The sequence below is a fragment of the Pseudaeromonas paramecii genome, assembly GCF_039540575.1.
GTDB lineage: Bacteria > Pseudomonadota > Gammaproteobacteria > Enterobacterales > Aeromonadaceae > Pseudaeromonas > Pseudaeromonas paramecii.
This window is the reverse complement of record NZ_BAABFC010000017.1, coordinates 1-17,305: the sequence shown is the minus strand read 5'-3', so window position 1 is coordinate 17,305 and position 17,305 is coordinate 1. Positions and strand designations below refer to the sequence as shown.

The 17,305-nt window shown below is 56.5% G+C and carries 23 protein-coding genes and 1 pseudogene; 8 read left to right on the top strand and 16 right to left on the bottom strand.

Annotated features, from left to right (window positions below; all coding sequences use genetic code 11):
* The first annotated feature begins 110 nt into the window (after positions 1-110).
* The 3 genes from ABD847_RS12645 to ABD847_RS12635 all read left to right on the top strand — a co-directional run bounded on the left by ABD847_RS12645 (position 111) and on the right by ABD847_RS12635 (position 3,410).
* On the top strand, positions 111-752 hold the full coding sequence (locus ABD847_RS12645) for a class I SAM-dependent DNA methyltransferase (RefSeq protein WP_345013556.1): 642 nt from the start codon (positions 111-113) through the stop codon (positions 750-752).
* A 75-nt stretch (positions 753-827) separates the two neighbouring features.
* Positions 828-1,601: a 4Fe-4S binding protein gene (locus ABD847_RS12640; protein ID WP_345013554.1), complete on the top strand. Its 774-nt coding sequence runs from the start codon at positions 828-830 to the stop codon at positions 1,599-1,601.
* Between the two features lie 135 nt (positions 1,602-1,736).
* Entirely contained in the window at positions 1,737-3,410 is a 1,674-nt protein-coding gene (locus ABD847_RS12635) for a mechanosensitive ion channel family protein (protein ID WP_345013552.1), read from the top strand.
* 60 nt (positions 3,411-3,470) lie between these two features.
* Here the strand turns inward: ABD847_RS12635 and ABD847_RS12630 are convergent, their stop codons facing one another.
* Entirely contained in the window at positions 3,471-4,121 is a 651-nt protein-coding gene (locus ABD847_RS12630) for a phaC PHA synthase (RefSeq protein ID WP_345013550.1), read from the bottom strand.
* A gap of 269 nt (positions 4,122-4,390) precedes the next feature.
* Between ABD847_RS12630 and ABD847_RS12625 the strand changes: the two genes are divergently transcribed.
* The 4 genes from ABD847_RS12625 to ABD847_RS12610 all read left to right on the top strand — a co-directional run bounded on the left by ABD847_RS12625 (position 4,391) and on the right by ABD847_RS12610 (position 6,892).
* Positions 4,391-4,936 carry a hypothetical protein gene (locus ABD847_RS12625; protein ID WP_345013548.1) on the top strand — a complete coding sequence of 182 codons (546 nt, stop codon included), beginning with the start codon at positions 4,391-4,393 and terminating at the stop codon, positions 4,934-4,936.
* A gap of 62 nt (positions 4,937-4,998) precedes the next feature.
* Positions 4,999-5,577 carry an NAD(P)H-dependent oxidoreductase gene (locus ABD847_RS12620; RefSeq protein WP_345013546.1) on the top strand — a complete coding sequence of 193 codons (579 nt, stop codon included), beginning with the start codon at positions 4,999-5,001 and terminating at the stop codon, positions 5,575-5,577.
* A 292-nt stretch (positions 5,578-5,869) separates the two neighbouring features.
* Positions 5,870-6,580, top strand: coding sequence for a PadR family transcriptional regulator (locus ABD847_RS12615; RefSeq protein ID WP_345013544.1), 711 nt, complete (start codon positions 5,870-5,872; stop codon positions 6,578-6,580).
* A 12-nt stretch (positions 6,581-6,592) separates the two neighbouring features.
* Positions 6,593-6,892, top strand: a complete 300-nt coding sequence (locus ABD847_RS12610; RefSeq protein WP_345013542.1) for a DUF3861 domain-containing protein — start codon at positions 6,593-6,595, stop codon at positions 6,890-6,892.
* Positions 6,893-6,933: 41 nt separating this feature from the next.
* On the opposite strand, the gene cueR is transcribed toward ABD847_RS12610, so the two are convergent.
* From cueR to ABD847_RS12540, 15 genes and pseudogenes are all read right to left on the bottom strand, one after another.
* Positions 6,934-7,413: a Cu(I)-responsive transcriptional regulator gene (gene cueR / locus ABD847_RS12605; protein WP_345013540.1), complete on the bottom strand. Its 480-nt coding sequence runs from the start codon at positions 7,411-7,413 to the stop codon at positions 6,934-6,936.
* Entirely contained in the window at positions 7,400-9,883 is a 2,484-nt protein-coding gene (locus ABD847_RS12600; RefSeq protein ID WP_425568464.1) for a heavy metal translocating P-type ATPase, read from the bottom strand. The genes cueR and ABD847_RS12600 overlap by 14 nt, the downstream gene beginning before the upstream one ends.
* Before the next feature lie 457 nt (positions 9,884-10,340).
* The gene (locus tag ABD847_RS12595) at positions 10,341-10,610 is read right to left on the bottom strand and encodes a hypothetical protein (protein ID WP_345013536.1); all 270 of its coding nucleotides are present in this window, start codon (positions 10,608-10,610) and stop codon (positions 10,341-10,343) included.
* Between the two features lie 140 nt (positions 10,611-10,750).
* Complete coding sequence (locus tag ABD847_RS12590; RefSeq protein ID WP_345013534.1) at positions 10,751-11,041, bottom strand: DUF3144 domain-containing protein; 291 nt, start codon at positions 11,039-11,041, stop codon at positions 10,751-10,753.
* A 113-nt stretch (positions 11,042-11,154) separates the two neighbouring features.
* Entirely contained in the window at positions 11,155-11,544 is a 390-nt protein-coding gene (locus tag ABD847_RS12585; protein WP_345013532.1) for a hypothetical protein, read from the bottom strand.
* A 133-nt stretch (positions 11,545-11,677) separates the two neighbouring features.
* On the bottom strand, positions 11,678-11,977 hold the full coding sequence (locus tag ABD847_RS12580) for a hypothetical protein (RefSeq protein ID WP_345013530.1): 300 nt from the start codon (positions 11,975-11,977) through the stop codon (positions 11,678-11,680).
* A gap of 96 nt (positions 11,978-12,073) precedes the next feature.
* A complete protein-coding gene (locus tag ABD847_RS12575) occupies positions 12,074-12,529 on the bottom strand; it encodes a hypothetical protein (protein ID WP_345013528.1) in 456 nt (151 codons plus the stop codon).
* A gap of 90 nt (positions 12,530-12,619) precedes the next feature.
* Complete coding sequence (locus ABD847_RS12570; protein ID WP_345013526.1) at positions 12,620-12,934, bottom strand: hypothetical protein; 315 nt, start codon at positions 12,932-12,934, stop codon at positions 12,620-12,622.
* 81 nt (positions 12,935-13,015) lie between these two features.
* Positions 13,016-13,282: pseudogene (locus ABD847_RS16870) on the bottom strand (WapI family immunity protein); the annotation flags it as partial.
* Positions 13,283-13,533: 251 nt separating this feature from the next.
* Complete coding sequence (locus tag ABD847_RS12565) at positions 13,534-13,860, bottom strand: hypothetical protein (RefSeq protein ID WP_345013524.1); 327 nt, start codon at positions 13,858-13,860, stop codon at positions 13,534-13,536.
* An 86-nt stretch (positions 13,861-13,946) separates the two neighbouring features.
* Complete coding sequence (locus ABD847_RS12560) at positions 13,947-14,312, bottom strand: hypothetical protein (RefSeq protein WP_345013522.1); 366 nt, start codon at positions 14,310-14,312, stop codon at positions 13,947-13,949.
* 87 nt (positions 14,313-14,399) lie between these two features.
* Positions 14,400-14,696: a DUF3144 domain-containing protein gene (locus ABD847_RS12555; protein WP_345013520.1), complete on the bottom strand. Its 297-nt coding sequence runs from the start codon at positions 14,694-14,696 to the stop codon at positions 14,400-14,402.
* An 82-nt stretch (positions 14,697-14,778) separates the two neighbouring features.
* A complete protein-coding gene (locus ABD847_RS12550; protein WP_345013518.1) occupies positions 14,779-15,093 on the bottom strand; it encodes a hypothetical protein in 315 nt (104 codons plus the stop codon).
* 86 nt (positions 15,094-15,179) lie between these two features.
* Positions 15,180-15,437, bottom strand: coding sequence for a hypothetical protein (locus tag ABD847_RS12545; protein WP_345013516.1), 258 nt, complete (start codon positions 15,435-15,437; stop codon positions 15,180-15,182).
* Between the two features lie 345 nt (positions 15,438-15,782).
* Positions 15,783-16,211, bottom strand: coding sequence for a hypothetical protein (locus ABD847_RS12540; protein WP_345013514.1), 429 nt, complete (start codon positions 16,209-16,211; stop codon positions 15,783-15,785).
* Between the two features lie 43 nt (positions 16,212-16,254).
* Between ABD847_RS12540 and ABD847_RS12535 the strand changes: the two genes are divergently transcribed.
* On the top strand, positions 16,255-16,521 hold the full coding sequence (locus ABD847_RS12535) for a hypothetical protein (RefSeq protein WP_345013512.1): 267 nt from the start codon (positions 16,255-16,257) through the stop codon (positions 16,519-16,521).
* The last annotated feature ends 784 nt before the right edge of the window (positions 16,522-17,305 follow it).

Sequence of the window (17,305 nt, the reverse complement as noted above, 5' to 3'; positions counted from 1 at the left end):
CTGGCTGGCAGACTAACACAGGCCTGCCGCCCCATGACCATGTCATGGCTGGCCCACCGGGCAAAAACGCGGCACACTCGGCGAAACACAATCCGCGAGGGAGCCGCCTCATGGCAAATTACTTCGATCAGTTGGCCAGCCAGTGGGATGAGGATCCAGGCAAGCTGGAACGGGCCAGGATCACCGCCGAGCAGATGCTCGCCCTGCGGCCGGCACCCGGCGGTCGTCTGCTGGAGTTTGGCTGCGGTACCGGCCTGCTGGGGCTCATCCTGGCCGACCACTTCGAGGCCGTGCTGCTGGTGGACGCCTCCGCCGCCATGCTGGCCCAGGCCCGGCAGAAGCTAGAGCGGCTTGCCCTGCCCCATGTACAGACCTGCCAGTCCGACGGACTAGCCGATCTGCCTGGGGGCCAGGATGCCCTGGTCAGCTTGATGGTGCTGCACCATGTGGCCGATCTGGCCGGCTTCTTTGCCCAGGCCCATGCCCTGCTGGCCCCCGGCGGCCAGCTGCTGGTGGCGGATCTCTACCCGGAAGACGGCTCCTTTCACCAGCATCACAACGACTTTGACGGCCACCACGGCCTGGATCCTGTCGAGCTGACGCAACTGGCCCAGGCGGCGGGCTTTGCCAACGTCAGCCACGCCCCCTACTTCACCATAGAAAAAACCCAGGCCGGCACGCCGCGCCGCTACCCCTTGTTTCTGCTGATGGCGCAGAAAATGGCGGATGCCAATTACTTGACCGAGCAATGAGGCATATCAAGGTGTCTCCGCCTCGGCTGCGGCATCCTGGCGCCCTGGAAGACGCACTCCCCTAAGGCACACAACATGGACGCCATCAGCCTGCTCTATTTCTCTCCGACCCGCACCACCCAACGGATACTCGACGCCATCGGCGAGGGCCTCGGCGCCGCCCGCTGTAACACGCAGGATCTCACCTTTGCCCCCCTGGCCCCGCCCTTGCCCGCCGGACAGCTGCTGCTGGTGGGGGTGCCCGTGTATGGGGGCCGCATCCCGGAGATCGTCTATGAGCGCCTGGCGGACCTGGACGGCCAGGGCATGCCGACGGTGGCCGTGGTGCTCTATGGCAACCGGGCCTACGAGGATGCCCTGCGGGAGCTGGCGGATCTGCTGAGCGCCAAGGGCTGTCAGCTGGTGGCTGCCGGTGCCTTTATCGGCGAGCACTCCTACTCCACCGCCGCCCACCCCACCGCCGCCCATAGACCCGACGCCGCGGATCTGGCCCAGGCCCGGGACTTTGGCCGTCAGCTGGCCCAGCGCTGGCAAAGCGGCCAGCTGGCCACGCCAACCCTGCCGGGTCAGTATCCCTACAAGGAGCGCAAGCCCGCCTCCGGCATAGTGCCCCAGACCGATGGGGATCGCTGCCTGCGCTGCCTGGCCTGTGTGGCGGTCTGCCCGACGGGGGCCATCTCGGCGGACGAACCGGGCCAGACGGACTCGACCCTGTGCATCGGTTGTGCCGCCTGCATCAAGGCCTGCGATCTCGGGGCCCGCGCCTATCAGGATCCGGCCATGCAAGCCCTGTCGGCCCGCCTGAGCAGCAATTGCCAAGCCCGCCTGGAGCCCGAGCTGTTTATCTAGGCCAGCCTGCCCTGCGCCCCCAGCTGACTTTTTGCGGGTGGGGGCTGGATTTAGCCTTGTGGCTGGCCAATGATGGGAGGCAAACAAGTCCTGATTGTCCCCCATCTTGCGGTCACCACCGCTAAGCGAGGCGCTATGACCCTATGGCGTGTGTTGCTCTCCTACCTGCCCCTGGTTGCCCTGCTGCTGGGCCTCTGTGGCGCCAGTCGAGCCGAACAGGCCGATGATCCTTCGGTACAGACCCAGGCCGCCCCCGTCACCCTGGTGCTGGCCAACCGCCCCGTGGTGACCCTGAGGGCCAACCTGCTGGGGGAATCCCCCCAGACCCGGGTGCAGCGGGCCGAGTACCTGCTCAAGGGGCTGCTCAGGTCCGATAATCCGCTGGAGGTCAACCTGCAGCCGATCCAGAACAGCATACTGCTGCTGGTGGGCGGCCAGCGGGCCTTCATCGTCTCGCCGGGGGATCTGGGGCCCGAGGCACAGACGGTGCAACAGGCCGCAGAGCAGGCCGCCGCCGCCCTGCGCCAGGTGATCCGGGAGGCCCACGAGGGCCGCAGCCTGCAGTTTCTGCTGCAGGCCGCCGGCTGGAGTCTGCTGGCGACGCTGCTGCTCTATCTCGCCCTGCGCCTGCTGCTGTATGTCCGCCAGAAGTTGATGGCCGCCCTGCTGCCCCTGATGCGTCAGCAGACCAGCCGCTTCAAGATTGGCAACACCAGCGTGCTGGATACCGGCCTGCTCTACCCCCTGCTGCGGCGCAGCGTGGGCCTGCTGTGTGGCGGCCTCATCTTATTGTGCCTGTTCGAGTGGCTGAGCTTCGTGTTGCAGCGCTTTCCCTTCACCCGGCCCTGGGGCGAAGGGCTGGATGCCTACCTGTTCGATCTGGCCGCCGGCATCGCCAGCGCCATGCTCTCGGCCCTGCCCGATTTGCTGGTGGCCCTGGTGATCTTCCTGCTGGCCAAGGGCTCCATCGCCCTGCTGGCCGCCCTGCTGCAACGGCTGGCCGCCCCCGGCACCATCAGCTGGTTGACCCGGGAGACCCTGCTGCCCACCAGCCGACTGCTGTCCCTGGCCATCTGGCTGTTCGCCCTGGCCATGGCCTATCCCTACCTGCCTGGCGCCCAGACCGAGGCCTTCAAGGGGCTGTCGGTGATCGTCGGTCTGATGATCTCCCTGGGGGCGTCCAACGTGGTGGGCCAGGCGGCGGCGGGGCTGATCCTCACCTACTCCCACACCCTGCGGGTGGGCGAGTTTGTGCGAGTCGGCGAGCATGAGGGCACCGTCATCGCGTTGGGCATGTTCACCACCCGGATCCAGACCGGCGCCGGCGAGATACTCACCCTGCCCAACACCCTGATCACGGGCTCGGTGACCAAGAACTTCTCCCGCGTGGTGGAGGGCCCCGGCTACCTGCTGGATACCAGCGTCACCATCGGCTACGACACCCCCTGGCGCCAGGTGGAGGCCATGCTGCTGGAGGCCGCCCGCCTCACCCCGGGGATTCAGACCGAGCCGGCCCCCCGGGTGTTGCAGACCGCCCTGTCGGACTTCTATCCCGAGTACCGCCTGGTGGCCCATGCCGTCCCAGAGGTCCCCACCCCTCGAGCGGATCTGCTGAGCCGGCTGCATGCCAACATCCAGGATGTGTTCAACCGCTACGGCGTGGCCATCATGTCGCCCCATTACATGGCCGATACCGCTCAGAGCAAGCATGTGCCGCCGGAGCACTGGTATCCGGCCCCCGCCCGGGCGCCGGACCCACAGGTAGACCCGGCCCGGGATGCCGCCCCGCCACCGGTCGGGACGGCGTAAGCAACGCCCCAAAACAAGAAGGCGCCCGCAGGCGCCTTCTTGTTGTTCCCGTCGCAAGCCTCAAAGCGACTTGCTGAAGTTCACCAGCGGCATCACGGGCAAGATGCCGTTGGGGGCGTAGTTGCCCAGGCCGATCTGGATGCCGTCCAGGTGTTGGGTGGCATTGAAGAAGCCCAGCTGGAAGGTGGCGCTGTCGGCATAGTTGACGAAGCCCACGCTGGCCAGTGCCTTGCCGCGGGAGACGTTCAGAGCCGCCAGGTTCAGACCCCGCACGTTCCCCGTGTAGTTCACCAGTCCGGCGGCGTTGATGCCGTAGACATCGCCGGTGACGTTGGCGATGCCACCCAGGTTCACCCCGCTGACCGAGCGGGTGTAGTTGACGAAGCCGACGTTACCCCCCACATCCTGGCCTTCGTGCCAGTTGAACAGGGTAAAGGCCACCCCCTTGAACTGATTGCGCACCCGGCCGGCCCCCAAGCCCAGCCCCAGCTGCAGGCCGGTGAAGCTGTTGGTGTCGGAGAGGGCAAACAAGGGCAGATCCAGCCCCTTGACCTGTTGCGTCTTGCCGTAGAGCAGATCCAGTCGCACGCCTGTGACCTGCTCGGCCGCCGGCAGATTGATACCCGGCAGCGAGAGCTGTACCGGGGTGGCGGCCTGAGCCACACCGCAACCGACCAGGGCCAGCGCGGCAAAACAGAGAGCGTTACGCATAATGTGATCCTCTTCAGGGTTTAAGCCAGATGATGGTATCAATCAGATTCGCTTGTAACCACTATTTATCAAGCCGCGGATGCTGTTTGGTCATGTTTTTTTCACATCCCCACCCGAGCTCGCAGCAAGGTCTTAACAAGTGGCAAACTTAATACTCAAATGAATCATTTTGCGAGCTGGTCAACAGTTGTGCACCAGACCAGGAGCCAGCCGATGCCGGCCTAGGCACAATGGGCTGCCACCCCCCAAGGGAGAGACAGGGAGAGACCATGTCCAGCCTGCTGTTGCGCCCGCGCCTAACGCGGAACCATGATGCGTTCGCCTGCCGACGCGGCCCGCTGCGCCAACTGGTGCCGACCCTGATACTGCTGCTGACCCTCTGCTGCCTACCGCGCCACGCCGGCTTCATCGCCCTGCCGGTGGCCCTGTTCTGCCTGTTTTATTACGGCCTGAATCTGCCTCTGCTCTACTGGCGCCACCAGCCGCTGCGGGGGCCCCTGCGCCACGGCTTGCTCTGGCTGCTGGGCTTTAGCTGCCTGTTCGCCCGCCATGCCTGGCTGGCCAGCCAGGCCGACCTGACGGCCAGCGATGTCTCGCAGCGGATAGAAGCGTACCGCCAGATCCAGGGCCGCTATCCAGCCGGTCTGGATCAACTGGGCCTGAGCCCGCAGCAGTGGCAAGGAGTGCGCGCCTTCCGGCTGCACTATATCAACCCCACCGGCCTGCCCAGGCTCACCTACCCCGCCACCTGGATTGTCCTCAATCGCATGGAGTACGACTTTACCGCACACCACTGGCGGCTGAGCCGTTACTAGGCCGACATGGCAGTGTCATGGCCGGCGGGCAGACTGAGTTCATCTCATCGCAGGAGAGCAAGATGACAAGAAAGATAGTGGTGATCCTGGGCCACCCGGCCCGGCAGAGCCTGTGTGGCGAGCTGGCCGACCGTTACCAGCGCAGCGCCGAGGCCCTGGGCCACACCGTGCGGCGGCTGGATCTGGGGCAGCTGGATTTTGATCCCGTGCTGCATGAGGGCTACCGCCAGGTGCAGCCCCTGGAGCCGGACTTGCAACGCGCCCAGGCCGATCTGCTGTGGGCCGATCACCTGGTCTGGATCTATCCCAACTGGTGGGGCGGCCCGCCGGCGCTGCTCAAAGGCTTCATCGATCGCCTGCTGCTGCCTGGCTTCGCCTTCAAATACCACGCCCAGGATCCCCTGTGGGATCGCCTGCTGACCGGGCGCAGCGGCCAGCTGATCGTCACCATGGACTCGCCCCCCTGGTACTACCGCTGGTTCACCCGCCAACCCGGCCATCAGCTGATGAAGCGGGCCGTACTGGGCTTTTGCGGCATCAAACCGGTGAAGGTCCTCAGCCTGGGGCCGGTGAAATCCGCCACTGAGACCCGCCGGCAAGGCTGGCTGGCGCAGGTCGAGCGGTTGCCACATTCCCTGTAAACACCAAGCCCCCCTCTGCCCAGGGCCAGCGCGCTCCAGGCCGCCTCTGAAACCCGCACACAGAGGCAGCCCTGGGTGCGTTCCTGTTGTGCAACCCCCTCTTCGCCTGCAGGCCCCCTGAGTGGCCTGAAAATTATCGCGCGCAAAACTTGATCAAGATATTACTAAGATATATCTTAATTCTCGTCAGACAGGCGACGCCCTGTCTTCTGCACCCTACCCGGGCAGGACGGCGGATCACGCCCAGCGGCCCGGCACAACAACGACAAGAGGTAATCCCATGAGAAATGGCATGTTACTGGCGATGATGATGCGCCACTTTGATGAACTCTCCCCCAGCAGCCATGGCCAGGGCCATCGCGGTCACGGCAGGGGCCGGCAGCGGGGACCCGGTGGCCAGGGCCGCCCGGAGGCCGAGAGGACGGCGGATGACGCCGAGCTGATGCGGGAGGCACACCGGGGCCGCGGCCCGCGGGGCAGCCGGCAGGCTGGCCCCGGGCATCACGGCGGGCGCCTCGGTGACCTCAAGGGGCACGGACGCCGTCATCGCTTGTTCGAGCAAGGCGAGATGCGCCTGGTGGTGCTGCACCTGCTGGCCAGCGGCCCACAGCACGGCTACGAACTGATCAAGGGGCTGCAGCACCTGGCCGGCGGCGACTACACCCCCAGCCCGGGGGTCATCTACCCCACCCTGAGCCTGCTGGAGGAGATGGATCTCATCGCCCTGGCCAGTGAGGAAGGCGGCAAGAAGCGCTTTGGTATCACGGCCGACGGTCAGGCCCTGCTGGACAAGCAGGCCGAGGAACTGGCGCGCATCCTGGCCCGCCTCTCCGCCACCGCCCGCATCGCCCAGGGGCGTCGGCACCCGGCGCTGGAGCGGGCCCTGGACAACTTCAAGACCGCCCTGCACCTGCGGCTGGCTCAGGATGATCTGTCCGACGAGACCCTGCTGGCCCTGGCCGCCGTCCTGGATAAGGCGGCGCAGGATCTGGAACGCTGTTAATCAGGAGACAAGATGAACCAACATCACTATCGGGTCACACTGGAGGCCCTGGACGGGGAGAACGTCGGACAGACGCTGAGCTTCGCGGGCAAGAGTCACGACGAGATCATCAGTCTGCTGGCGCGGGTTGGCTGCCGGGACGGCCTGACCCAGGACGAGACCGCCGCCATGCTGGTGGGCCTCAAGCTGCTGGGGGAAGTGGCCATGACCCATCGCAAGATGCCGCCCTTTGATGCCCTGCAACCGGCATTGCGGGACTTCATCATGGTGCTCAAGGGCAAGGCGCCTCGCCATCAGGGGCAGCCGGAGTAATACCGCCCACGGTTGCCCCGGGGAGCCCGGATTGGTGCGGCTCAGGGCTGCCGTTTTTTCCCCGCGTGGCACCCGGAGGTGGCGCTGAGGCACTGCCCCTGGCCCGTCTCCGGCATCAAGGGGGCCTCGTCTTGCGCCTGCTGCAGCTGGTTCAGGATGGGGCAATCGGGCCTGTCATCGCCGGCACAGGCGTCTATCAACACGCGCAGCGAGGCCGCCATCTGCCGCATGTCGGCGATGCGTCTGTCCAGTTCGGCGATGTGCTGCTCGGCCAGGCGCTTGACGTCGGCACTCTGGCGCGACTGATCATCCCACAACCCCAGCAACTCACCGATCTCAGCCACCGCAAAACCCAGATCCCGGGCGCGGCGAATAAACTGCAGCCGCTGGATATCGCGCTGGTGGTAGGCCCGGTAGCCCGCATCGGTGCGAGCCGCCGCCGGGATCAGGCCGATCTGCTCGTAATAGCGGATCATCTTGGCCGAGACCCCGGAGGCCTTGGCGGCATCACCTATGTTCATGGAGGTTCTCCTTCGCCGGAACGCCGGCGGCCAGCGGCGGCTGGAAGCGGCGCAGGCGCAGGGCGTTACCCAGCACAAACAGGCTCGACAGGGCCATGGCGCCGGCCGCAAAGACCGGTGACATCAGCACCCCCCAGATGGGATAGAGAACCCCGGCGGCCACCGGGATCAGCGCCGTGTTGTAGGCGAAGGCCCAAAACAGGTTCTGGTGAATGTTGCCCAGGGTGGCCTTGGACAGGGCGATGGCATTGGGCACCCCCTGCAGGTTGCCGGACATCAGCACCACCTCGGCCGACTCCATCGCCACCTCGGTGCCGGTGCCGATGGCCAGCCCCACGTCGGCCTCGGCCAGCGCCGGGGCGTCATTGATGCCGTCCCCCACAAAGGCCAGCTGGCCATGGGTCGCCTTGAGCCGGCGCACCGCCGCCACCTTGCCCGCCGGCAGCACCTCGGCCACCACCTCATCGATGCCCAGCTGCCTGGCGATAGCCTGGGCGGTTCGGGCGTTGTCGCCGGTGATCATGGCCACCTTGAGGCCCAGTCGATGCAGCGCGGCAATGGCGGCGGGGGTGCTGGGCTTGATGGGATCGGCGACCGCCATGATGGCGGCCAGCCGGCCATCGATGGCCGCATACAGGGGCGACTTACCCTCGTCCCCCAGGCGTGCTGCCGTGTCGGCAAAGCCGTCGACCGCCAGACCCAGTTGCGCCATAAAGCGCTCGGCCCCCACCGCCACGCGAACCCCGGCCACCTTGGCCCGCACGCCCATGCCGGTGACCGACTCGAACGCTGTCATCTCCGGCAGCGCAATGCCCGCTTCCTCGGCCGACGCGACCAGGGCCCGGGCGATGGGATGCTCGGAATGGGACTCCACCGCCGCAATCTGGGCCAGCACCTGATTGCGCGCCAAGCCGGCGACAATCTCCAGATCGGTCAGCACAGGGCGGCCCTCGGTCAGGGTGCCGGTCTTGTCCAGCGCCACCACCCGGGCATCCTTGAGCAACTGCAGTGCCTCCCCCTTGCGAAACAGCACCCCGATCTCGGCGCCCCGACCTGTGCCCACCATGATGGCGGTGGGTGTCGCCAGCCCCATGGCACAAGGACAGGCGATGATGAGCACGGCCACTGCGTTCACCAGGGCAAAGGTCAGCGCCGGTGACGGCCCCAGGATGAGCCAGATCAGGAAGGTCAGGGCCGCCGCCAGCATCACCGCCGGCACAAACCACAGGGTCACCTTGTCCACCACCGCCTGGATCGGCAGCTTGGCGCCCTGGGCCTGCTCCACCAGCCGGATGATCTGGGCCAGCATGGTCTGGCCGCCCACCGCCGTGGCCCGCAGCGTCAAGGCTCCCTGCTGGTTGACGGTGGCCCCCACCACAGTGCTGCCGGCGGTCTTCTCCACCGGGATCGGCTCGCCGGTGATCATCGACTCGTCCACGAAGCTGTGGCCCTCAGTCACCTCGCCGTCCACCGGCACCCGCTCGCCCGGCCGCACCAGCACCGAATCGTCCAGTCGCACCTCATCCAGCGGAATGTCCAGGAGGCGGCCATCGCGCCAGACGTGGGCCACCTTGGCCTGCAAGCCCACCAGGCGCTTGATGGCCACGGAGGTGCGGCCCTTGGCCCGGGCCTCCAGAAAGCGACCCAGCAGGATCAGCGCCACTATCACGGCCGCCGCCTCGTAGTAGACATTCACCGTGCCGGCAGGCAGCAGGCCGGGGGCGAAGGTGGCCACCACCGAATAGCCGTAGGCCGCCGCCGTGCCCACCGCCACCAGCGAGTTCATGTCCGGCGCCAGGCGCACCAGGGCCGGCAGCCCCTTGAGGTAAAAGCGCCGGCCCGGGATCGCCAGCACCAGGCTGGCCAGCACACATTGCAACTGCCAGCTTAAGGACATGCCGAGGGTCGACATCACCCACTCATGCAGGCCGGGGATCAGGTGCGAGCCCATCTCCACCACCAGCAGCGGCAGCGCCAGCACAGATGCCAACAGCAGGTCTCGTTTCAGAACCAGCCGCTCCGCATCCTTGTTGGCCTCCGCCTCCTCGTCGCGTCGGGCCACCGGCGCCAGCGGCCGCGCCACATAGCCCACCTTGGCAACGGCGGCCACCAGGGCCTCCTGCCCAGCCACCCCCGACACAGTGGCCCGCTCGGTGGCCAGGTTCACGGTTGCCGTCGAGACCCCGGGCACCGCCTTGAGCGCCCGCTCCACCCGCCCTACGCAGGAGGCACAGCTCATGCCCTCGACCATGAGCTCAATGGTCCCGACAGGTACCTGATAGCCCGCCTGTTCCACCGCCTGGATCAGCGCCAGCCGGTCAACGGGGCCGGAGGGCGAGATCTCCGCCCGTTCGGTAGCCAGGTTGACGGACACATGCCCGACCCCCTCGACCTTGGCCAGCGCCGCCTCGACCCGCCCCACACAGCTGGCGCAGGACATCCCCGCGATGGGCAGACTGATGTTGGCCAAAGGATTATCTGTTGTGCTTGGCATGCTCATGGTGATGTCTCGTTGTTGCGATAGGCGATGCTGCAAGCGTAAACCTTACCATCGTGGGAATGTCAAGCATGCCACTGACACCCATCTGCACCTAGCCAGCCAGGGCAGCCAAGCCCGCATGGGGCAAGGCACCAGAACACACCGCTTGGTAACGCAAATATCAGCGCCGGATTGCGCAAGACAACTGTCTTGCGCCCAAAAGCAAGAAGGCGCCAAAGGCGCCTTCTAACAAATGAGGGATCGTTATTTCAGAAACCCTCTTCACGCTCACCTGTCGCTTGTGAGCCATACCTCCGCAGTACTTGCTCAACGAGGCGTGTTGCAAAGAGCTCCATACTTGAAGACATAGTTCACTCATGGCCTTACCTTTTAGTTATGGAGCGCCGGCTTTAATGCGCGTCCCAGTGAGCAAAGCGCACGATTTAAACTATTTGATATGCAAACAGTTTGCATTGAAAAACCATTTGCCAGAAATTCGCCAGACGAATACAACCGAGATCAATGCACCTATAAATGCGAGTGGCAATACGATAAGTATTCCGATCATTCCAAGACCAAAGTCATTCGCCAATTCGATCCTGTCTTTCGTCCCGGTCGCCCACATTTCGTAAACAACGGCCAATTCGCCTAGAAGCCAGGACAAAGCTATAGCCATTATGACAAATACAATCAAGCTCAACACAATTTTCTTCAGCATCTGCATATGTTCAATATTGCATAACGCCTGACTATACGGTGGAGCAAATTTGGCGTGCCTTTTTGCCAAAGAAAAAAGCGCGACAACTTTTGCGGGGCAGCTCCAGAGTCCGCTTGAGGCACTTGTTATGAGTATTTTTGTTACTTAGCATGAGGTTTATATTTCACGTAGGTTTTAATGTATTCATCGAGGTTTTCAGTTAGCATTTTTTGATATTGATCCACGAAATATCCAATCGCTTCTTCTTTGTCATTTTTCATTTCTTCGACGTCGTTTGCCGAAGCGATCACATTAAACGCATTGTATCTGGCCGCAGCGTATAAAGTTGATGAGCTTACTTTACCAACATCACACTCTTTCGCCTGTTTATTTGCTAAAGCAATAATTTCATCAGCTCTTTGCCAGAATTCTGGTGAAACTTCATTAGTCATGATTTTCCTTTTTACTCATAACGCCCAGCTAAGGGGCATTTTTGAAGTGGTTTATTTTGTGCTATTTGAGCGCACAATGAAGCGACGTGAAAATGTTCCTCTTGAACTGTTTGTTATTTTTTGTACCCATGGAAAATGATGCCTTTGTTAGTTTTAGTTATTGGGAAACAACCTACTTTTTCCAGCGCTGCCAGAAACACGTCGATGTTTAATGGCCGCTCTGACAAAGGTGCATTCTGATATGCACGATATGAGTACACATATGGGATCAATATCGATTCGATATGTTTGTACTCGACTGGCCCGCCTGCACCTTTCACAGGATCATCAATAGCTGTTTCCCAAACCTGCTCATAAGATGGAGCATGACCGTAGAATGCATTATCTGTATCTGTAAAATGGTACTCGATTCCTGAGAAGTCCGAGCCATGCTCTGCCATAACAGTAAATAGTTTACGCCACTTATGATTTGACATTAATGCCGAAGAATATTTTTTCTTCATTGCTTTATCTTTATGTGAGTCCATATTCGCTCGGAAACATAACGCCCGTAGCACCGGACACGCAAGCGTTCATTGGCCTGCGTTCTAAGACCAATGCTTGCAGGGTTCGGGGGCCTGCGTTTGTTAATTGTTTTTACCACGGTACACCATTAATTTCAGCTACAAGAGCTAAAGATAACATTGAGCCAATAGGTATAAATGTTACTGCCTGAACTTTACTACTTATTTTTTTCCACTTTAATGCACTCAATATGAGATACGGAATCCAAATTACTGAGGATAAAATAACCATGTAACCGACCACATGTAGTCCCTCATAATAAACTGGATTACTTTTATCGAGGAAAGCAACACCCCCTGAAATAGCAACACAAACTGGCAAGCACATAATCACCGCCAAGATAATCGCTAATTTTTCGTAAACATTAGCCATAGAAAAACAATTAACATTTCGTTAAAAGGCGGCCCGCCGAAGGCGGGACGGACAAGTGAGCGAAGCGAACATCTTTAAGCCATTTGCTACACATGATTAGCGGACTATAGAGGTTGTTACATCAACTGCATCTGCACTTTGACCAAACATTGTTTTGCATGACGTAATCCCATATATAAAAACAGACTCAGACTCTTCATTGGCAATTGCTTGACTGCATATTGCAATCGGGGCACCATCTCGGTTTGCTGCATCAAACACTGTGAATTTGACTTTCATTCCTAATATTGCGGCAGAATGCACCTTAATGTTTTTGTACCTACTGAAAATTAATATTTCATTTCCTTTGACTTCCGATTTCATGACTTCAGCTTGAAGTTCCTGACTAAGAATTGTGCTTCGTTCTTCATAGATCTGGCCTATGGTATCCCTAAATGTTACCTCAGCATTAGCATAAACATGCATCACATAAGCTGTTACAGAACTGAGTAATGCTATAGAGAGTCCAATTCCCCACATGAATCCTTTTGTTAGTTCTGTTATGAGAGACATATAAATCACCTTCCTGTGTAACATTTTAATTATGGGGCGCGCGGCTTGATGCGCGTCCCAGTGAGCGAAGCAAACGACTTAAACTATTTTTTATAAGATGTCATTGATCATGAGTGTGTCAGCTACCACTTGAATAAAGCCCATGTCACCTTCTAAGTCGAAGCCATTTTTGGAGGTCTGAACAGCTTCGACTTCACCTAGTGATGCAACTCCACTTGGAGTTGTGAAATTGGATCTAATATTTAACCCAATAAATTTCACGGTAATCGGCGAGGTGTCTTTATTATGTGCAAATAATTTTACATTCATGTCTTTACTAGATAGTAAGATAAACTCAATAAATAACCCATTGTGGTCATAAGTAAGGGACAGCAAATGCGATTCTTCGAGATCGCTAAGATTCATGTGTTTGCCTTATAACACCCACTTAACCGGCGCGACGGCAGGAGCGTCCGGCGACCAGAGGGAACGAAGTTGAAGTGTTTGTTATACGTCATATCGCCGAACCAAATTTGATAATTGATTGGCGAATGGGAAAAGGCACGTTTGATCAGTTTTGAACATGATTTTCGCAAACTCGTCCTGGTGTGAACCTCCGACCTGACCACCGACTTCGACATGTCCGTGATCTACACGCGCGAATAACAAATAACCGTCCGAATCGTTATCCGATAATTTAGCTTCCCCGTCCAAAGCATCTCCCATTTCAATTAGACTGCCAATGAAGTTGTTTAGCTGCTCAGTATTAACACAAAGGCACGAATCTCCCCGGAACTTGGCAGACTACATCTTTACACTAAATGTGAAATATCCATCCACATAAAAAGTACATTCTAGCGAAAGAACCATTTTCTCGTCGTTCGTGGGCAATGAAATTTCTTTATCTTTAACCTCTGGCACATCTAATACTCTTATTTGACGTATAACGTTTTGCTAAGGGGCCGCTACGCAGTAGCGGTCCCACGGTGCCAGCTTTAGCTGGCGCATTAAACTTGAGCAACTTGTTATGTGCTTCTACCAACGAAGGCTAAGATGGCAAATAGCAGTATTGATGTGTAGAACACAAGCGTAACAATAAACACCTGCTTCCCTAACTTAGCAATAGTTGGATCGGGATGATTCTTATAGCCACCAAAAATAAAACCTTCAGCTTTTCGCTTATTCCTTATGCCGCTTTTAAAGCTGAGCTGTGATGTTGTGTCTAAACCAAATTTTTGAAGTTCTGACTGAGAGTGATTTTTAAGCGCTATTTTAAGGCGGCTCACCATTACAACGGAAAGTAATGCTGATATGAAAAACAGGAGCAAGGCAAGCAGCAATAACAAGTCCAAATCAACCCCCTTGTGATACATAACATTTTAGTTATGGGGCGCGCGGCTTTTATGCGCGTCCCAGAGAGCGAAGCGAACGACTTAAACTATTTGTTAGATGAATCAAAAACATATTTTAATGTAATGGGGCGTTCATTAATGTTTTGGTGTTCATTAAGCACTAGGGATTGACCTAAGTATGTTATATCAAAAATGTATACTTCTTCGGAGCTTTCATTCGTTATATCGAAAACAAACATTTTGTACATCTTATTTCCGTTGGAAATCAAATGGCAGGCACTTCCAAACGCATCGACTGGATATTCAACAACGTAGAAGCATTCATGACCTTCTGAATTCACATAAAGCTTATCTGTGATGCCATCTGCACTTCTTTGATAAACCCCGGGAGGGATAGCGCTAGCGCATGAAGCTAAAAAAATAACAATAAAGATAAAGTAGAGGTTTCTCATTATGCCTTCTAACGTGTAGCTAACCGGCGCTGCGCGGCTTTATCGCGCAGCGTCGAGCGACTGAAAGGAGCGAGGTTGAGTGCCGGGTTATGCATCTTGACCCACTTGCATATATGACTGGAAGTTATTGATGTAGTCATCCATGTTTTCATCGAGCATCTTTCGATATTCCGCCACGAAATACTCGATCGTTTCTTCTTTTGCCGATGCCATTTCCTCTGCGCTGCTCCAACCGCATGCGCTCACCCAAGAGTTAAATCTTGCGGTGGCGTACATCATAGATGCACTGACTTTTCCCTTTGTGGCAACCTCAGAAATCTGGTCGTTCGAGAGATGAATGTGTGCATCAGCTCGTTCATAGAATTTGTCGTCTGGATTCTGCACAAAACTCTCCTGATGCATAACATTTTAGTTATGGGGCGCGCGGCTTTATGCGCGTCCCCGTGAGCGAAGCGAACGACTTAAACTATTTGTTATAAGTGGTGGTTGTTTCAAAAGTGAAAGACACGGCAGATATCTTGATGGTGTCGCCACTTTGCATATGAATTTCAACCGCATCATCAATGACGTTCACCTCGTTGATGAATAGTGATTCACCCCAAACATTATTATGGGGTACGGAGACATTGGAAACACCAGAAAAGGTCAACGTGCAAGGCTCTGCACTTTTGCCGTTATGCATGAATACTGAAAGATCGAATGTTGTTATGTGGTTCTTCCAGTCAATATTAATCTGGTGAAGTAATGCATCATGGAGTGGCAATTCTCGGAGTCTGTTCATTACTCTGGTTCTTATAACATTTTAGTTATGGGGCGCGCGGCTTTTTGCGCGTCCCAGTGAGCGAAGCGAACGACTTAAACTATTTGTTATGTTTTCTGTTTTTTGATGATGGATTTGATGTAACTAATTAACACACTAATTACTGTCACCACAAAATGGATAAGAGCCATTGGCATAATAATCAAAAGGATGAAGCCACTTGGTGCTAAAAATGAGTTCCAATTCACTCCATGATTCTTGCACCCAGAAACAAAACCAAACGGCGAATCAAGTAGTTCACACCCTGAGAGTTTAAAAACCAACAACCAAATGGAGCATGAAATAATAACAATCGCATATTTCATTTATTGCTCATGCCTTCCGGTTAATTAAACCTATTTGTCAATAGGTATCCAAGAGCTCTTAGGGAGAACAGGTATGCTATGGCTGAAATATAAAACAATGACCCGCCACCTAAGGATTGTTTTACTGGCTCATAAACTATCGCGAATGCTACAACACCTACGAAGTAAAAAATAAAATTTAACTTAATCATTTTTGCTGTAACCTTGGTGCTGCAAGTTGCAAGACATAACGCCCCGCTCACCCGCACATACTGCGGAGCGCGTTTTTGTGTAAAGTGGCGCGCAGCGACACACAAAAACGAGCGTAGCAGTATGTGTCGGTGTGCAGCGGTTTGTTATACGATTTTAGCTTAAATATAGAATAACCTCTGTTTGAGAATTTTCGTGAGTTAGTTTTACAGGTTTGCGTAGAGCTAAATGCAGCCAGTGCAAAAAGCCAACAAGGTTTTTAAATTTGCTTTCAGTATCAATATCTTTCGGTGATAGATCTAACTCTATTTCCGATTCTATGAAAAAATGGCAATTTATCCAAATGCCATTTTCTATAGCAATTCCAAGCGTTGTTGGTTCAGTTTCTTGTAGCTTCTTAATTTCGGCAAAGGACTCTGGCAAAGCTACAACTTGCTGACCATGTGTAAAACATATCTTATAACCCGAATCAAGCAGGTCGCTTAAAAACAGGTTCCAGACTGACTCATTGATATCCTCAATATAGATATCTCTCAACGAGCCTTCCGGCTCAAAATCTTTTTTTACATCACACCATTCTTTCATATTGGTTTCGTATAACGTCTGTTTAACCGGCTGGCAGCAACCGGTGTTGAATAAGGAGCGGCTGCGTATAGCCAGTCCGGAGTTTAAACTTTTGTTGTGCCGTTGCGATGAAACCAGCGACGCCAGCCGCTTGGGCAACAACGAAATTAAGCCGATGAAACAGATTGGCCTGAACAGCGTCACGAAGAATAGAACGCTGATTTACCAAATCCAAGCGAACCTGATAACACAAAGAACTGCCGCTGATGCAGGCATGGTTATCGGATTTATTTGGAACAAAGAAGAGCAGGGCGCTGATGCTGATGTTTAACCTGGACCGCTAACACCACAGAAGAAAACAGCGCCATTGCTGGTATTCAAACTGAACTTAAATCGGCCGCCAAGATGCTGCTGACAACGCATTGGTTTGGATGATTCACCCAACCCCAACGACCGAGCTCGAAGACCTGCAGGATTCAATATTGCCTGCTATCTAAACCGCTCTTGCCACTACAACCTTTATTGCTTGAACACCGCACAACGTCTGTTTAACCGGCTGGCTGAAACCGGTGTTGAATAAGGAGCGGCTGCGTATAGCCAGTCCGGTGTTTAAACTTTTGTTGTGCCGTTGCGATGAACCAGCAACGCCAGCCTCTTGGGCAACAACGAAATAAAGCCGCCGAAACGGATTGGCCTGAACAGCGTCACGAAGAATAGAACGCTGATTTACCCGAACCTGACCAACCTGATAAAGCAAAGAACCGCCGCTAATGTGGGCATGGTTCACGGCCCTAATTGGAACTAAGAAGAGCAGGGCGCTGATGCCGACGTTTAACCTGGACCGCTAACACCACAGAAGAGAACAGCGCCAATGCTGCCATTCAAACTGAACTCAAATAAACCACCAAGATGCCGGGGGTAACGAATTGGTTTGGCTGATTCAACCAACCCGAACGACCGAGCTTGAAGGCCAGCAGGATTCAATATTGCCTGCTATCGCAACCGCTTTTGCCACTACAACCACTATTGCTTGAACACCGCACAACGTTTAGATAACCGGCGCCTATTGGGGCCTTAAAATGCCAGCATATTCGCTGGCGCCAGGTTGATCTACC